General features: G+C 59.9%; 12 protein-coding genes. 5 read left to right on the plus strand and 7 right to left on the minus strand.

The annotated features are described in order from the left end of the window. Positions 1–9 precede the first annotated feature (9 nt). From NW840_RS03200 to NW840_RS03210, 3 genes are all read left to right on the plus strand, one after another. A complete protein-coding gene (locus tag NW840_RS03200; protein WP_011433302.1) occupies positions 10–213 on the plus strand; it encodes a type II toxin-antitoxin system VapB family antitoxin in 204 nt (67 codons plus the stop codon). A gap of 2 nt (positions 214–215) precedes the next feature. Then, positions 216–611 (plus strand): PIN domain nuclease, encoded by a 396-nt coding sequence (locus NW840_RS03205; protein ID WP_011433301.1) that lies wholly within the window; start codon positions 216–218, stop codon positions 609–611. A gap of 268 nt (positions 612–879) precedes the next feature. Beyond that, positions 880–5937: a DEAD/DEAH box helicase gene (locus NW840_RS03210; protein WP_414342369.1), complete on the plus strand. Its 5058-nt coding sequence runs from the start codon at positions 880–882 to the stop codon at positions 5935–5937. Here the strand turns inward: NW840_RS03210 and NW840_RS03215 are convergent. The 3 genes from NW840_RS03215 to pds form a co-directional block, all read right to left on the minus strand. Continuing rightward, positions 5934–6749: an ABC transporter permease gene (locus NW840_RS03215; RefSeq protein ID WP_414342371.1), complete on the minus strand. Its 816-nt coding sequence runs from the start codon at positions 6747–6749 to the stop codon at positions 5934–5936. The two genes, NW840_RS03210 and NW840_RS03215, sit on opposite strands and share 4 nt — an antisense overlap. A gap of 75 nt (positions 6750–6824) precedes the next feature. Further along, positions 6825–7712: a phytoene synthase gene (locus NW840_RS03220; protein ID WP_414342372.1), complete on the minus strand. Its 888-nt coding sequence runs from the start codon at positions 7710–7712 to the stop codon at positions 6825–6827. 157 nt (positions 7713–7869) lie between these two features. Continuing rightward, positions 7870–9288 carry a 15-cis-phytoene desaturase gene (gene pds / locus NW840_RS03225; protein WP_414342373.1) on the minus strand — a complete coding sequence of 473 codons (1419 nt, stop codon included), beginning with the start codon at positions 9286–9288 and terminating at the stop codon, positions 7870–7872. A gap of 209 nt (positions 9289–9497) precedes the next feature. Here pds and NW840_RS03230 point away from each other — a divergent pair, with 209 nt between their 5' ends. Beyond that, the gene (locus NW840_RS03230) at positions 9498–10736 is read left to right on the plus strand and encodes a phosphoglycerate kinase (protein ID WP_414342374.1); all 1239 of its coding nucleotides are present in this window, start codon (positions 9498–9500) and stop codon (positions 10734–10736) included. A 123-nt stretch (positions 10737–10859) separates the two neighbouring features. Here the strand turns inward: NW840_RS03230 and NW840_RS03235 are convergent, their stop codons facing one another. The 3 genes from NW840_RS03235 to NW840_RS03245 form a co-directional block, all read right to left on the minus strand. Next, positions 10860–11210, minus strand: coding sequence for a DUF1257 domain-containing protein (locus tag NW840_RS03235; protein WP_011433295.1), 351 nt, complete (start codon positions 11208–11210; stop codon positions 10860–10862). 124 nt (positions 11211–11334) lie between these two features. Then, a complete protein-coding gene (locus tag NW840_RS03240; RefSeq protein WP_414342375.1) occupies positions 11335–12846 on the minus strand; it encodes an AAA family ATPase in 1512 nt (503 codons plus the stop codon). Between the two features lie 198 nt (positions 12847–13044). Beyond that, on the minus strand, positions 13045–13416 hold the full coding sequence (locus NW840_RS03245; RefSeq protein ID WP_414342376.1) for a hypothetical protein: 372 nt from the start codon (positions 13414–13416) through the stop codon (positions 13045–13047). Positions 13417–13594: 178 nt separating this feature from the next. On the opposite strand from NW840_RS03245, the gene NW840_RS03250 reads away from it, so the two are divergent. Next, the gene (locus tag NW840_RS03250) at positions 13595–13801 is read left to right on the plus strand and encodes a hypothetical protein (RefSeq protein ID WP_414342377.1); all 207 of its coding nucleotides are present in this window, start codon (positions 13595–13597) and stop codon (positions 13799–13801) included. Positions 13802–13822: 21 nt separating this feature from the next. On the opposite strand, the gene NW840_RS03255 is transcribed toward NW840_RS03250, so the two are convergent. Beyond that, positions 13823–15691, minus strand: coding sequence for an ABC transporter ATP-binding protein (locus NW840_RS03255; RefSeq protein WP_414342378.1), 1869 nt, complete (start codon positions 15689–15691; stop codon positions 13823–13825). Between the last annotated feature and the right edge of the window lie 234 nt (positions 15692–15925).

Here is a 15925-nt window from a genome sequence, read left to right on the forward strand (position 1 = left end):
TGGCTCCTCATGCGCACCAACATCGTCCTGGATGACGACCTGATCGAGCGTGCCCGCCAGGTAACCGGCCTCAAGACCAAGCGCGAGGTGATTCACGAAGCGCTGCGTGTCCTGATTCGCCTACACGAGCAAGCTGAGATCCGCAACTTACGCGGCAAGTTGAAATGGGAGGGCAATTTGCAGCAGCAACGCCTGTCGTGCCTGCAGGACTGAGGATGATCCTGGTGGACAGCACCATCTGGATTGATTACTTCAACGGCATTTCATCGCTTCACACCGACTATCTGGATTGGGCCCTGGATCAAACTCTTATCCTGGTGGGCGACCTGATTTTGGCAGAAGTCTTGCAGGGCTTTCGCAAAGATGCCGATTTCGAGCAGGCTCGCTGTGCTCTGGTGAAATTGCATCAGGTGCAAATGGTTAACCCCTCTCTGGCGGTGAAAAGTGCGCAGAACTTTCGCTTGTTGCGTCGCAAAGGCGTGACGGTGCGCAAAACAATAGACAGTTTGATTGCCACTTGGTGCATTGAGAACAATGTTCCGCTCCTCCACCACGACAGTGACTTCGATGGCTACGAGGCGCATCTAGGATTGCGGGTTATTCGTCCATGAGGCAGAGGTGGCCTTCTGCAGACCAGTTTTCTCTTGACATACCCCCTGCCTAAAGGCAAGGGATTCTGGTTCCTGCATTCGGAGAACGCTGCAGCCGTCGGCGGGTACTGGAGGTGTGGGGGAAGCTGGCGCATTGCCGATCCCACTTCGGAGATATCTTTTTGCCGTTCAGCGGGCCGTAGATCTTGGTGGGTGCGGTTTCAAACACCACTTGCGGCATCTTCAAGCTAGGCTTGAGCTAACCAAGCGGGCCTTAAGGGCAGATTCGATGTCCACCATCTTTGATCTCCACGCCACTGTTCTGGACGACTATCGCGATTTTGTCCGCTCCTTTTTTCTCATTGGCGACCAACGGGCGCAAGCCTTTGTGAATCAAGCTCTAGAGGAAGGGATCCACCTCTGGCCAGAACCCCTCCTCCAGCTCAGCCCTAGTTATGTATCTGGTCCAACCGTTGACGAGTTGGCCGAGGCGGGGCGCATTGCCCAAGAAACAGCCCGCATTTTCCGCTTTGAGGATGGCAGACCCTTCCGCCTCTACCGCCACCAGGAGGAAGCTGTTGCCAAGGCCCTAGCAGGCAAGAGTTTTGTCGTTACCAGCGGCACCGGCTCTGGCAAAAGCCTTTGCTACTTCTTGCCCATCATTGACAACTGGATTCGCCAGGGGGGATCCCGTCATCAGGTGGTGGCCATTGTGGTCTACCCCATGAATGCCTTGGTGAACTCTCAATACCAGTCTTTGCAAGCCCTGTGCGAGCGGTACGAGCGCAACTACCATCGCCCTTTTCCGGTGCGCTTTGCCAGATACACCGGGGAAACTTCGGAAAACGAACGAGACCAGCTACGGCGGGATCCACCTCAAATTCTGCTCACCAACTATGTGATGGCAGAACTCCTCCTGGTTCGTCCTGAAGATCAGCGGTTTTTGAATCCCGAGATGGGAGGGCTGCGCTTTCTGGTCTTTGACGAGCTGCACACCTACCGGGGTCGGCAAGGGGCGGATGTGGCCATGCTGGTTCGCCGCCTAAAAGGACGCTGTGGGGCCAAGAACTTGGTGCATATTGGCACCAGCGCCACCATGATCTCCCGACCAGAAGCCGACGCCCAGGAGCGCCGCCAGACTGTAGCTGCCTTTGCCAGCCGCTTTTTCGGCCATCCCTTTGGGCCGGAGCACGTCATTGAGGAAACCCTGGCCCCCCTCACCGAGGGCGGCCCACCCACGGTGGCAGAGCTGAAGAGCGCCCTGGACTTGCCTTGGCCTACAAACCAGGCCGATCTGCGCCGCCATCCCCTGATGCGCTGGCTAGAGTATGAGCTGGGCCTGGAGCAAAGTCCCGATGGCAGCTTCAGGCGCCGCGTGCCCAGGAAGCTTTCCAAGGTAGCCGCCCAACTGGCAGAGCTGACCAGCACTACCCCTGAGAGCTGCACCGAGTCCCTACGCCAGTTTCTGGCCCACGCCAGCAGCCTGCGGGAGGGCTCTAGCCGCGGCCCGGCCTTGAAGTTGCACCAGTTTATCTCCCAGGGCCGCACCCTCTATGCCACCCTGGAGAGTCGGGACAAGCGGCAGTTTTCCCTGGAAGGACAAGTGCAAGCAGGGGAAGGAAAGCTGTTTTTCCCCGTCAAGTTCTGCCGCCACTGTGGCCAGGACTACTACCACGTCCTCAGGTCAAAGACTCACTTCCTGCCCTATCCTCTGGGGGAAGAGGTTGAGGAAGGCGAAGACCAGCAGGCCGGCTACCTCAGCTTGGATCCTCTTGACAACGAGTGGTCGCTGGAGCAGATCCCCGAAGACTGGTACACCCCTGAGGGCAGACTCAGGTCCAACTGGGGAAAGCGCGTCCCCCAAGCCGTCTGGGTGCGCCCGGATGGCTCCTTTTCCGAGTACCCCCAGGCGGAGGCGCAGAAGATGTGGTGGCAGCCCCAGCCCTTTTCTCTTTGCCTAGCTTGCGGCGAGTACTACAGTGAGCGGGAGCGGGAGTTCGCCAAGCTGGCTTCCCTCTCCAGCGAAGGCCGCTCCAGCGCCACCACCATTCTGGCCACTTCTCTGCTGCGCCATGCCGAGCAAACCCAGGCCGCTTGCAGCAAGCTGCTGACTTTTACCGACAACCGCCAGGACGCCTCCCTGCAGGCCGGCCACTTCAACGATTTTGTGCATGTGGCCCTTCTGCGGGCCTCGCTCTATGCTGCCCTCCTCAAGAAAAAAGAGCTGGGCTTTGACGAGGTGGCCCAGGAAGTGGTGCGGGCTTCTGGCCTGGAGCTTGCCGACATTGCCCAAAACCCGGCTTTGGATCCCGACTCGCCCAGTGCCGAGGAAGTGTGGCAGACCTTTAGCGAGCTAACCGAATACCGGCTCTATGAAGATCTGCGGCGCGGCTGGCGGGTTACCCACCCCAACTTGGAACAGGTGGGCCTGCTGAAAATCGAGTACCGCGGCCTCGGGGAGCTCTGCCAAAATTCAGCCCTGGCTTCCCTTCACCCCTGGTTTGCCCAAGCCAGCCCTGACGAGCAAGAGCAACTGCTGCGGGCTCTGTTGGATCAGTTTCGGCGCCAATTGGCCATCGATGTGCCCGTGCTCAAGGCAGAGCCCCAGAGAAGGCTGCGCCGGCGCGCCCAGCAATATCTCAATGAGTTTTGGGGCCTGGAAGAGCATGAGGAGTTGCGGACGGCTCGCTTCTTTGTGCGCCAGAACCCTTCCCGGGAAAACGGGCAAATGCTCAGCCTGGGCCCCCGCAGCACCATTGGTCGCTTCCTCCGCAGGCGCCTTGATCTGAACCAAGAAGCCTACGACAGGTTTTTAGAGTCCCTGCTTTCTCTCCTAGTTAGCTACGACCTGCTGCGGCGCCACTCGGAGAATGGCCAGGAAGCCTACCAGCTCAACGCTGGCTGTCTGCGCTGGTGCCTGGGCAATGGCTCGCCGCCGCCAGATCCTCTGTATTCCCGCCGGGCCGAGCAGAGCGGCTACTCCTCTGCCCGCCGCCCCGTTAATCTCTTTTTCCAGCGCCTCTACCAGGCCGGGGCAGCAGGGCTGGGATCCCTGGAGGCTAGGGAGCACACTGCCCAAGTGGTTCGGCCAGGAGAGCGGGAGCGGCGAGAAAAGCGCTTTCGCGGCGAGGAGAGGGATCGCCGCCTTCCCTACCTAATCTGCTCGCCCACCCTGGAGCTGGGGGTCGATATTGCCGATTTGGATCTGGTGCATCTGCGCAACGTGCCCCCCACACCCGCCAACTACGCCCAGCGCAGCGGTCGGGCAGGCCGCCAGGGGCAGCCGGGACTCATCATCACCTATTGCGGGGCTTTCAATAGCCACGACCAGTACTACTTCCGCCGCCGCCCCGAGATGGTGGCCGGTCGCGTGCGCCCTCCCCGCCTGGATCTAGCCAACGAATCGCTGCTGCGCGCTCACATCCACGCCGTTTGGTTGGCTCAGGTGCGCCTGCCCCTAGGCAATTCCATTGAAACCGTCATCGACGCGGATCGGGAAGAGCTGCCCCTCAGGGAGACAGTGGCCCAGCAAATCCAACTTGAGGAGTCTGCCCGCCAACAAGTGAAGGAGCAGGTGCAGAAGCTGCTGGCCGCCGATCGCCAACTCCTAGATAAAAGCGGCTGGTTTAGCGAGCGCTGGCTTCAGCAGGTCATTGAAGAGGCACCCCAGGCTTTTGACCGAGCTTTCGATCGCTGGCGAGAGCTCTATCGGGCTGCCACGCAGCAGTTGGAAGCCGCTAACCGCCAGCTCCAGACGACTCGCCAAAAGAAAGACCAACAGGAAGCCGAGCGCCGCCAGCAAGAAGCCCTGCGCCAGCGCAACTTGCTGCTGCAGATTGGAACCCAGCGGGAGGAAAGCGACTTCTATCCCTACCGCTATTTGGCTAGCGAAGGCTTCTTGCCCGGCTACAACTTCCCTGCCTTGCCGGTGCGGGCCTGGGTGCCCCGCGGCAGCGAGGGCGAGTTCATCGCCCGGCCTCGCTTTTTGGCTATCCGCGAGTTTGCTCCCCACAACTTCCTCTACCATGAGGGCTGCCAGTGGGAAGCAGTGGCGTTTCAGGCTCCGCCCGGCGGCCTGGAGGAGCGCAAAAGTAGCCACAAGCTCTGTTTTAGCTGTGGGGCCTTTGCCGATCCCCACCTGGATTGCTGCCCCGTCTGCGGCACCCAGTTCGATGGGCAAAACAGCCTCTTTACCCAGCTTCTGGAAATGCCCAATGTGCGCATGCGGCGGCGGGATCGCATCACAGCTGACGAAGAGGAGCGGCGGCGGCAAGGCTACGAGCTGCAGACCTTCTTCCAGTTTGCTCCCGAAAGCTCTGGCTACCGCGTCCAAGAAGCTGATGTGCTGAGCGGACAAACTCCCCTGCTGCAGTTGCGCTATGCCCCGGCGGCCACCCTGCTACGCATCAACCACGGCTGGCGGGGAAGTGGAGGGCGCGGCTTTTTGGTCAACTTTGAAAATGGGGAAGTTCCCTCGCGAGATCAGCTTGAGCGGAACAGGGCAGGCTCGTCCAACCCAGTCCCCCTGCAGTCCATTCGCCTGGCGGTGCGCAGTACCCAAAACCTGTTGCTGGTGCGCCTGGTTCAGCCAGGGGTGGAGAATCCGCAGGCCCTGGAGACCACCCTGCGCTATGCCCTCAAGCGAGGGATCGAAGAGACCTTTGAGCTAGAAGAGACAGAGCTGGCCGCCGAGTGCATCGGCCAGGGATCCCATCAGGCCATGCTCTTCTACGAAACAGCAGAAGGGGGCGCTGGCGTCCTGCGGCGCCTGGTGGAAGAGCCCCAGGCTCTAGCGGAAGTGGCCCAAGTGGCGCTGGAGATCTGTCACTTCCAGCTTTCAGAGGCCGGGATCCAAGACCTGCGGCCCGAATGCCGAGCAGCCTGCTACGAATGCCTGCTCAGCTATGCCAACCAACGGGAAGCGCTGCAGCTTGACCGCTATCAGATCCGGGATCTTTTGGGCCTGCTGGCCAACAGCCGCACCGAGCTGCGCTCCCTGGGTCGCTCCCGCCAAGAGCACCTGGAGTGGCTGCGCCAGCTCCTGGACCCTCGCTCTGAACTGGAGCGCCGCTTTCTCGAAACGCTGGCAGCAGGAGGGTATCGGCTGCCTGAGGATGCCCAGAAAGCCATTGCCGATCCCGACTGCGTCGTTGACTTCTTCTACAGCCCCAACATCTGCATCTTCTGCGATGGCCCAGTCCACGACCAGCCTGCCCAAGCGGAACGGGATCGCCAACTGCGCTCGCAGCTGCAGGGACGGGGCTACCGCGTGCTTGTTCTGCGCTACAACCAAGATTTGCAAGAGCAGCTGGCTCGCTACCCAGAAGTATTTGGCAAGGGCAGCTAGTCCTGCTGGTGGGAAAACAGATAAGCTCCCACAAAAGCCAGGATTACCGCCAAGCCGCCCAAAACTCCCACCGTGTACCAGGGAAACTCCGCAAGCGGCTGGTAGGCGGCTGCCCGCATGCCAATGCTGGCGTAGGAAAGGGGCAGGCAATAGACCAGCACCTGCAGGTAGGTCGGCAACTGGGCGGGATCGAAAAAGGTGGCCCCTAGGAAAGACATGGGCGTAATCAAAAAGTTGGTGAGCACGCCCACACTCTCCAGGCTGGGCACCTTCAAGCCAGCAATTACCCCAATGCCGGCAAAGACGGCGCAATCCAAAAGTAGAACCAACAGCGACAAGGGGTGAAGCAGGCCCCAGGCCCCCGTACCCAGCACCCCCACCGCCAACACCCCCAAGGCCGTCAGCAGGCCGCGGGCAATGCCCGCCAGCACCTTGCCCAGATGCAAAGACAAGGGGTGCACCGGCAACAGCAGCAGCTCTTCAAAGCTCTTGGTAAATAGCCGCGATCCACAAATGGAGAAGGTGGTGCCGGCAAAGCTGATGGTCATGGCTGAAAGAGCCACCATCCCCGGCAAGATAAAGCGCAAATAAGAACCTGCCGCCGTGGATCCGGCCACCTCGGCCAAAGCTTCGGCCCGCAGGGATCCCCCTAGGCCCACCCCAAAGGCAACAATGTAGATGAGGGGAGCCACCAGCCCCGAGGCCACCACCTGCCAAACTCGCCCCCGCAGATCCAGCCAGTCGCGCCAGAAGATGGTTAAACTGTCTTCCCAGATTCGCTGATAGGGTAGGGTCAGGGCACGGCTTACCATAGGTTTTCTTCGCTGTATAAGAGGTCTTCTTGTTTTCTGCTGCCGCGGCCGTGGGGAACTGCTTGCTGCTCCCTACTAGTAACCGTAGTAGTTGGAGCGCCGCGACCGCCACCAGGCCACCGGCAGCGCCAATGCCTTGCTGAGAGTGGACACGTAAGCGCGGGTGCGAAAAACCTGGTAGTGGTTGCGCTCGATGGCGTTGAGAATCTGCCGGTAGAGCATCAAGGAAGCGGCTACCGGCCAGCGGGAGTCCGGCTGCAGGGTAGGGATCCCCCGTTCCGCTTGGGCATAGAGCTCTCTAGCCCGCCGGATCTCATAGTCCATCAAAGCCATCCAGCGCTCGTCAATAACATAGTTAAACAGGTCCCGCTCGGAGTAGTTGAAGCGGCGCAGATCTTCCAGGGGGATGTAGATCCGCCCGCGGCGGGCGTCCTCTCCCACATCCCGCAAGATGTTGGTTAGTTGCATGGCGATCCCCAGCGCCACCGCCTCCTCGCGGCCATCCCGGCCCGGCACAAACCCCATGATCTCCGAGCACATCAGGCCCACTACCCCGGCCACGCGGTAGCAGTAGACCCGCAGATCCTCCCAGGTGGCGTAGCGCCGCGTATCCAAGTCCATGCTCTGCCCCCGCAGCATCTCGCGAAACGGCTCGATGGAAAGGCGGTAGGTGCGGATGGTGTGGATCAAAGCGAGGTCCGTGGGGACTTGCGGCTCGCCTCCCTGGAAGAGCGACTCCAGATGGGATCCCCACTGCTCCAACTTGCTGCGGGTGACCTCCACCTCTGACTGGCTGGCCTCTAGCCCATCCAACAACTCGTCCGTTTGCCGCAGCCAAGCATAGATCGCCCAGATGGCCCGCCGTTTGGGTCGGGGCAAGAGCAGGGATCCCAGGTAGAAAGTCTTAGCGTGCTTGGCCGTAATCTGGCGACAGAGGGCAAAAGATTGCTCAAGCGGACTCATCTGGCTGATCTCCAGGGGCGCAGGGCCAGGATAGAGAAGGAAGGGAAACGGCGAGGGCACATATCAACACTACGGGAAAGCGGACGCCGCGGATAGCCTAGAAGAGGTTGTAGGGAAAAGAAAGATTCAAAAGGCATAGGAGGCGGACGGCGGAGAGCTAGACCCCCGCAGCTGCCAGAGTTGAGGCCGAGACAGAAGCGCGTTGAAATGGGATCCCCTTGTTGATGGCCTCCGCCGCCCACTTGCCGGAGAGGATGGCCCCCTCCATGCTGCCCAGGAAGGGCTGTAGGGTGTAGCTGCCCGCCAAGAAGAAGTTGGGAATAGGGGTAACTTGAGTGGGGCGATACTGCTGTCTGCCAGGGGTAGCCTTGTAGACCGAGCGCGGCGTTTTCACCACCACCCACTTGCGCACGCGGGCGGGGTTGGGGCCGGTAAGGTGCTGGGGAAAGAGTTTTTTCAGTTCCTCCAGCGTGGCGGCAAAGATCTCCTCATCGCCGCGATCAATCCACTCGGCAGCCGGAGCCAGCACCAGCTCCAACATGGACCGCTCCGGATCGGCATAGGCCCGGCAGGTGTTGCTCATGTCGGCATACACGCTCAATAGCGGCGAGCGGGAAAACAAGGAGTGATCGATGTGAGTAATCTTGCGGTCAAACCAGATCTGCAGGCTAATTACTGGCACCCCCTCCAGTTCACGCAGCTTTTGGAAAAAGGGGATCCCCCACCACTGCGCCGGCAGCAGCTCCTTGAGCGCGTCCACCGAAAGGGCCGAGACATAGGCATCGGCAGTCACCTCCACCGGCCCAGAGGGGGTGGCTAAGCAAAACCCGGCCACGCTGTTATCGAGGTTGAGACGAATGTCCTGCAACGCCGCCTTCAAATGCACTTCCCCCCCACGGGCGACAATGTAGTCCACCATCGGCTGGCAGAGCCGCTCTGGGGGAGCGCCGTCTAGGTAGGCAATCCTAGAGCCATCTTTTTGCTGCAAAAAGCGGTTCAAGGCCGTCAGGGGCACCATGGCCGAGATCTCCTCCGGGTTGATGAAGGCCAGGGCCTTGGAGACGGCAATGAAAATATCGGTGTTGACCCGCTCGTCAATACCCTGCCGCCGCAGCCATTCCAAGAGGCTATAGCGATCCATCTGCTCCACATAGCGCTGGCCGCGAATCATGGCCGGCACCAGCCCCAGGGCAAACTTCACCTTTTCCCCCCAGGTGAGCATGTCGTTGTTGCGCAAGATGCCGACAATGGCGTTGAAAGGAGCGGGAATATCCGGCAGGTCAAAGCGGGAATAGGTGCCCGGCTTGTCCGGCTGGTTGAAAATCAAGCTGTGTTCCTTCCACTGCAGGCGATCGGAGATGCCCAGCTCCCGGAACAGCTGCAACGTGTTGGGGTAGGCGCCAAAAAAGTTGTGCAGCCCCGTCTCCACCCAGTCGCCATCGGCATCTTTCCAGGCAGCCACCAGGCCACCCAAAACATCCCGCCGCTCAAAGAGGAGCGGTTGATGCCCGGCATCGCAGAGATACTTGGCACAGGCCAGCCCGGCCAGCCCGCCACCAGCAATGGCAACACGCATGAGGGTAACGACAAAGCAACATTTTTATTCTATTTGCAAACCGTTACAATTGCCGGGGCCAAGGGGCAGACGGAAGGCCGACCCAGCAAAAGCAGCGGAACAAGGGGATCCCGAAGCCCATCGGTCTCGCTGCCGGGATCCCAATCGCTGGTAGGATACATACGGAAGAAAAAGTAAAGATTTTCCGCAGTCCGGGGGGAAAGACAACGATGGCCAAACAAACACTGGGATCCCTGCTGTCATCTGGCTTTGATTTAAACGGCAAGCGCGTGCTGGTGCGCGCCGACTTCAACGTCCCCTTGGACGCCCAGGGCAACATCACCGACGACACCCGCATTCGCGCCTCCCTGCCCACCATCCAGGCCCTCACCCAGGCAGGCGCCAAAGTGATCCTCACCAGCCACCTGGGCCGCCCCGTCAAAAAAGACAAAGAGACAGGCGCGGTTAAGATCGCTCGCGAGGGCAATAGCCTGGCCCCCGTAGCCACCCGTCTTTCTCAATTGCTGGGCCAGCCGGTTGCCTTTGCCCCCGACTGCATCGGCCCTGAGGCCGAGGCGGTAGTGAACCGCCTGGAAAACGGCCAGGTGGCCCTGCTGGAAAACGTCCGCTTCTACCCAGAAGAGGAGGACAACGACCCGGAATTTGCCCGCAAGCTGGCCTCACTGGCCGACCTGTTTGTCAACGACGCCTTTGGCAGTGCCCACCGCGCCCACGCCTCCACTGCTGGCGTCACCGCCTACCTCCAGCCTGCTGTGGCCGGCTACCTGGTGGAAAAGGAGCTGCAGTTTCTTTCGGGCGCCATCGAGAATCCGCGGCGCCCCTTGGCGGCCATCATCGGCGGCTCCAAAGTCTCCACTAAGATCGGCGTCATTGAGCGGCTCCTGGAAAAAGTGGACAAGCTCCTGCTGGGCGGCGGCATGATCTTTACCTTTTACCAAGCCCAAGGGATCCAAACCGGCAAGTCTTTGGTGGAAACCGACAAGCTGGATCTGGCCCGCTCCCTGATGGAAAAAGCCAAAGAGCGGGGGGTGGAGCTGCTGCTGCCGGTGGATGTGGTGGTAGCCGATAGGTTTGACAAAGATGCCCAGGCCCAGACCGTTTCCATCCACGCCATCCCCGAGGATTGGATGGGCTTGGACATCGGCCCGGAATCGATCAAAGCCTTCCAGGCTGCCCTGCAGGGGTGCCAAACCGTGGTCTGGAACGGGCCGATGGGCGTCTTTGAGTTTGACCGCTTTGCCGTGGGCACAGAAGCCATCGCCCGCACCCTGGCCGATCTCACTCAAGCGGGAGCCACCACCATCATCGGCGGGGGAGACTCGGTGGCAGCTGTCGAGAAAGTTGGCCTCGCTGACAAGATGACCCACATCTCCACCGGCGGCGGGGCCAGCTTGGAGCTATTGGAAGGCAAAGTGCTGCCCGGCATTGCCGCTCTCACAGAAGCGTAGGTTCCTCCTTCGGGTCGCAGCCCCTCCAATCCAAAAACCAAGCCAAAAAGTAGGGGCTGGATTCAGCCCCTCCTAACTTTAGTCGGTGTAGATCGCTGCAGCGATGGCGAGACAGGATCCGGCTTAGTGCACCACCACTTTAACGTTGGCGTTGTTCAGGCCAGGACGCTTCACCTCGGCCAAGGTCTTGTTGACGGCGTACTTTTGGTTGATGGAGTTGATCAACTCGGTTTGGTTGTGCTTCTTGGCCACGCCCCACAGATCGGCGATCAGGTCGTAGGAACCGTCGGGATTCTTCGACCAGCCCAGGTCGTAGTCGCCTTCCAACTGAGCCACGATGTCAGCGCGAACACGCTGGCCGTTGTAGCCACGCACGTCGGCGTTCAGCTTAACGGTGTAGCCGAGATCGCGCAGAGAGTTGATCAGGACTTGACCGTCAGTGATTTTGGTACGCAGGGTGCTAAAATGAGACATGGTGTTTCTCTCCTTTGTATAGGGGTTGGAACATCGACACAAACAATGGGCACTGTTCTTTGGGGAAGGTTTGGGCCCTGCCGTCCCTGCTTCTGTCAAGGTAGCTTTGGATCCTCACCTCCTCCTAGAACTCCAGCCGCTGGTACTCGGCTACAGAGGCCGCTGCAGGCCGAGCCCGCTGCTGGGCCCATTCCCTCAACGCTACCACTTGCTCCGTCATGGTGCGAGATAGCGGTTGAGTTGCTTTCGTTGCTGCCAGAATGTCCAGCTGGGTAAACTCACGGTTCTGGGCAAACGCTTCGTACATGGCAGCAATCAAAACTTGTTCGATCTCTGCGCCGGAGAAGCCTTCACAGGCTGCAGCCAACTGGCGCAGGTCAAAGCGGCTGATATCGCGCCGCCGCTTCCGCAGGTGGATCCGAAAGATCTCGATGCGCTCGTTGATGTTGGGCAAGTCCACGAAGAAGATTTCGTCAAAACGGCCCTTGCGCAAGAATTCGCCCGGCAGACGGTCCACACGGTTGGCGGTGGCCATGACAAAGACCGGCGAGCGCTTCTCCTGCATCCAGGTTAGGAAAGAGCCAAAGATGCGGCTGGAGGTGCCCCCGTCAGAATCGCTGGAGCCTGCTGATCCAGCAAAGGCTTTGTCCAGCTCGTCGATGAAAAGGATGGCAGGGGCGAGAGATTCAGCAGTTCGCAGGGCACTGCGCAGATTCGCTTCCGATTTGCCCACCATGGAGCCATCATAAACGCGGCCCATGTCCAGACGCAGCAGGGGCAGGCCCCAGAGACGGGCAGTGGTCTTGGCGATCAGCGACTTACCGCAGCCAGGCACGCCCAGGATCAGCATACCCTTGGGTTGGGGCAGTCCATAGGCGCGGGCCCGCTCAGTGAAGGCCTCAGAACGTTGCAGCAGCCAGCGCTTCAGCTCTTCCAGACCGCCAACGGCGTCGATGGTCTCGTCCTCTTCGATAAACTCGAGAATGCCGTTGCGCCGGATCAGTTGCTTCTTCTCAGAGAGGATGATGTCTACTTCTGCCTCGGTGAGGCGACCATGCATCACCACAGCCTTGCGGTAGACTTTTTCTGCCTCGTCCTGCGTTAGGCCCAGGGCCGCCTTGAGCAACTTTTCGCGGGTATCAGGAGCCAAAGGCAGGGAGCGCGGGATCTGCTCCAGCTGGCGGTTGAGGGCGCGCTCCAATGTGGCCATGTCCGGCAGGGGGAAGTCCACTACGCAAATGTCTTTCTCCAGCTCGACCGGGATCACCTGCACCGGCGACATGAGCAGGATGGTTTTGTGGGATCCCTTCAGGCTGGCAATAGCATCCCGCAGCCAGCGCTTCACCTCGGTGTTGTCCAAGAAGTCATGTAGGTCTTTGAAGACGCAGATGGCGGGATCCTTTTGCTCCATTACCCACTGGATGGCGGGCTGGGGGGATTGGGTGTTGTGCTGGGTGAGGCTGCGGGGGTTGCCGTATTCGACGATGCCGTGGGTAACTGTCCAAATGAATAGGCGACGCTGAGGCTTAAGGGTGCGGGCAATTGCTGCCAGAGCCGCTTCTGCCCGTTCCTCCTCTGGAGTCAGCAGGTACAGCAGTGGGTATTGAGCTTGAATGAGGATGCTTAGCTCTTGCATGGGAAACACCAACTGCAGAGGGGAAATTTCAGGAGCCGCCAGAACGGTTGAAAAATGGGGTTCGAGTTGCCTAGGTATTGGATTGCACTTGGGAGTACGCCCTTGTTGGATGGATTTTGAGAGGATTTTAGAAGCTTTCTGTGTTGCTGTCTGCTCCTATCAGCTCAAGTTCCTGAAGGGGGCCTGCTTGGGAGCGTTCTAGCAGGGTACCAGAGCATCCTGCCGTTGCTCTTCCGAGCCAGCAGCCGATCCCCAGTATTCTGGCTCCACCTCTTCAAGGATGGCTTCGGCAGCCGATGTCTGGTGCAGGGAAACCACCTCTCCATCGCGGATAACAAATGGGTGACTACACTTGGGACATTGATGGACACGATAGGCGCTACCTTGTACCCCTTCAATGACCTCTGGGTGAAGCAGATAGAAGGTAATGGCCTTCTCTGCCACTACCGACATCGGCTCCCGCTCCACGGCAGCCCGAATCTTCAGATTCCGGTGCAGCTCAGGTGAGAGATACAGGGTCACCTTCTGCTTGGACTCTGTGCCTTCCACTACCTCTGGCCGATGATTCATGGCTAACCGCTTTCTTTGAATTGCTTGCCAAACTTGGGGCCTATCATAGCCAGTCTGCCGGCTTGACGGCAAGTTTTTAACAATCTGTAACAAACAATTTTCTTGATGGCCCTCTGTGGATACCTGCGGCTGGGGGAGTAGGCTAGGTGGAAGACAAGGAGCGGAATGTCCAATCCCTATGGAACGCTTGATCAACACCCTCAGCAAAAATTTCTCTAGCTGGGGCCGCCGTGCCCTGGTGCAGGCCGGCGATGGTTTGGCCAGCTTGAGAGACACTGCCGTGGATAACGGCAATCTGTTACTCTGCAAGGCTCGCATCGCGTTCGCGGATGCCAGCTTCACCACCCTAAAGGCAATTCGGTCTCGCTTTGGCGCCAGTCGCTGACGGTTGGGCAGAAGCACCCTGCTAGCCGCCCAGATCTTGCAGCCGATAGAGGCTGGCATAGAGCCCGCTGAGGGCCATGAGCTCGGCATGGGATCCCTGCTCTTTGAGTTCCCCCCGCTGCAGAACCAAGATGCGATCCACATCGCGGATGGTGGAAAGGCGGTGGGCGATGATCAGGGCGGTGCGATCCCGCAGCAGGGTGTCTAGAGCGGATTGCAGGAGGGCTTCGGTGCCCACATCCAGGCTGGCGGTGGCTTCGTCCAAAACCAAGATTTTGGGATCCCGCCACATGGCCCGCACAAAGCTGATAAGCTGTTTCTGGCCGCTGGAGAGGTTGCTGCCCCGCTCTCGCACAGGGGTGGCGTAGCCTTGGGGCAAATTGCGGAGGAAGTCATGCAGGTTGAGTTGGCGGGCGACCTGCTCCACTGCCGCTAGATCTGCCTTCTCTCCTAGGGTGATGTTTTGCTGGATATCCCCGGAAAACAAAAATCCATCCTGCAGGATTACCCCTAGGTGGCGGTGCAGCTCAGCCTGGGGGAGATCCCGAATATCAACGCCGTCAATGCGAATAGATCCCTGGGTTACGTCGTAGAGACGGCAGAGCAAGCGAATGATGGAGCTTTTCCCGGCTCCCGTGGGCCCCACCAGGGCCACTTTTTCTCCGGGGCGGATGGTGAAGGTGAGGTCTTTGAGCACCCACTCCCCGGGGTTGTAGGCAAACCAGACGTGCTCGAACTGCACCTCTCCTCTGGCATTGGGGGGCAAGTGGCGGGGCTGAGCGGGATCCCGGATGGCGACCGGCAGGCTGAGGATGGCATCGATGCGCTCGACGGCGGTGAACCCCGCCTGCAGGGCGGTGAACTTTTCCGCCAACTGCCGCAGCGGGTTGAAAAACCGTTGCGAAAAGAGAATAAAGGCGTAGAGGCTACCGAAGGTGAGGGGTTCCCTGGGCAGGGGCAGGGATCCCGTCCATCCCCCTCCAAGTGAGCCCCTACCGGCTGACATCACCTGCTGCCCGCCCACCCAGAGCAAAGCCGCCACGGCCAGCCAAGAGACCCACTCCAAAACGGCAGAAAGGGCGGAATCATAGAGGATGGTTTGATCCACTTCCTGGATGTAGCGGCGGTTCATGGTTTGAAAAATCTCGCTATTGAGCCGCTCCCGGCGAAACAGTTGCACAACGACAATGCCCAAGATGTTCTCCTGGATCCAGGAGTTCAGCTTGGAGAGTTCTTCGCGCACGCGAAAGTTGGCATCCCGAAAGCGGCGCTGCAACTCGAGGACAACGGCGCTGATGGGCAGGACGATCAAGATCAGCAGCAAGCCCAGATCCCAGCGTTGGCTGAGCATGACCACCGCGATCACCCCCAGGGTAAACAGGTCGCTGACGATGCCGACGGCACCGGTGGAAAAGACATCTCCCAGGGCTTCCACATCGTTGGTGATGCGGGTGATCAGCTTGCCCACCGGGGTGCGGTCGAAAAACTGAGCCGGCAAGGCCAGAATGTGGGCGAAGAGATCGTCGCGGATGTCGCGAGTCATCAATTGCCCCAGCTTTTGGCTGACATACCCTTCCAGGGCTTGAAAGAGCCAGCGAACCAGCACCGTTAGGATCAACAGCCCCACATAGGGCCAAAGGTCGGAGAGGATCCCGGCCTCACCTCGTTCCAGCGCTCGGGCAATGGGGCCATCCAGAGCCCGCTGTAGGATCAGAGGCTGCACCGCATCCGCCAAGGCCAAAGGGGGCAGAAAGGCCAAGGCGGCCAACAGTAGCTTCAGGTGCCGACGGGCGTAGGGCCAGAGCAGCCGCAGCAGCCGCCAATCGCTGGCTCGCCGCGGGCGGGGATCCCTACTTAAATCGGTATCGGGGGGAGAGGCGGCAAGGCTCACAGGCTTACACCCGAGAACAACAAAGACAACTCATAGAGAGCACTGATCTACTCTAAGCGCTCTCCCTGAGGGAGAGGGAGTTTGGGATCCGCAAGGGTTTCCTCGCCATTGGGAATGGCTATAGCTGCACCCCTAATGGCTCTGGGACGGACGGAAAACTGGCCGCTTCAGCTAGAAATCGCAGGAGCCCCGCACTGTACCCGTAGGGTCAGTGCCGGGAGGAATGCGCTTTGA

Source organism: Synechococcus sp. R5-13 (assembly GCF_047462015.1).
In the GTDB taxonomy this organism is placed as follows: Bacteria; Cyanobacteriota; Cyanobacteriia; order Thermostichales; family Thermostichaceae; genus Thermostichus.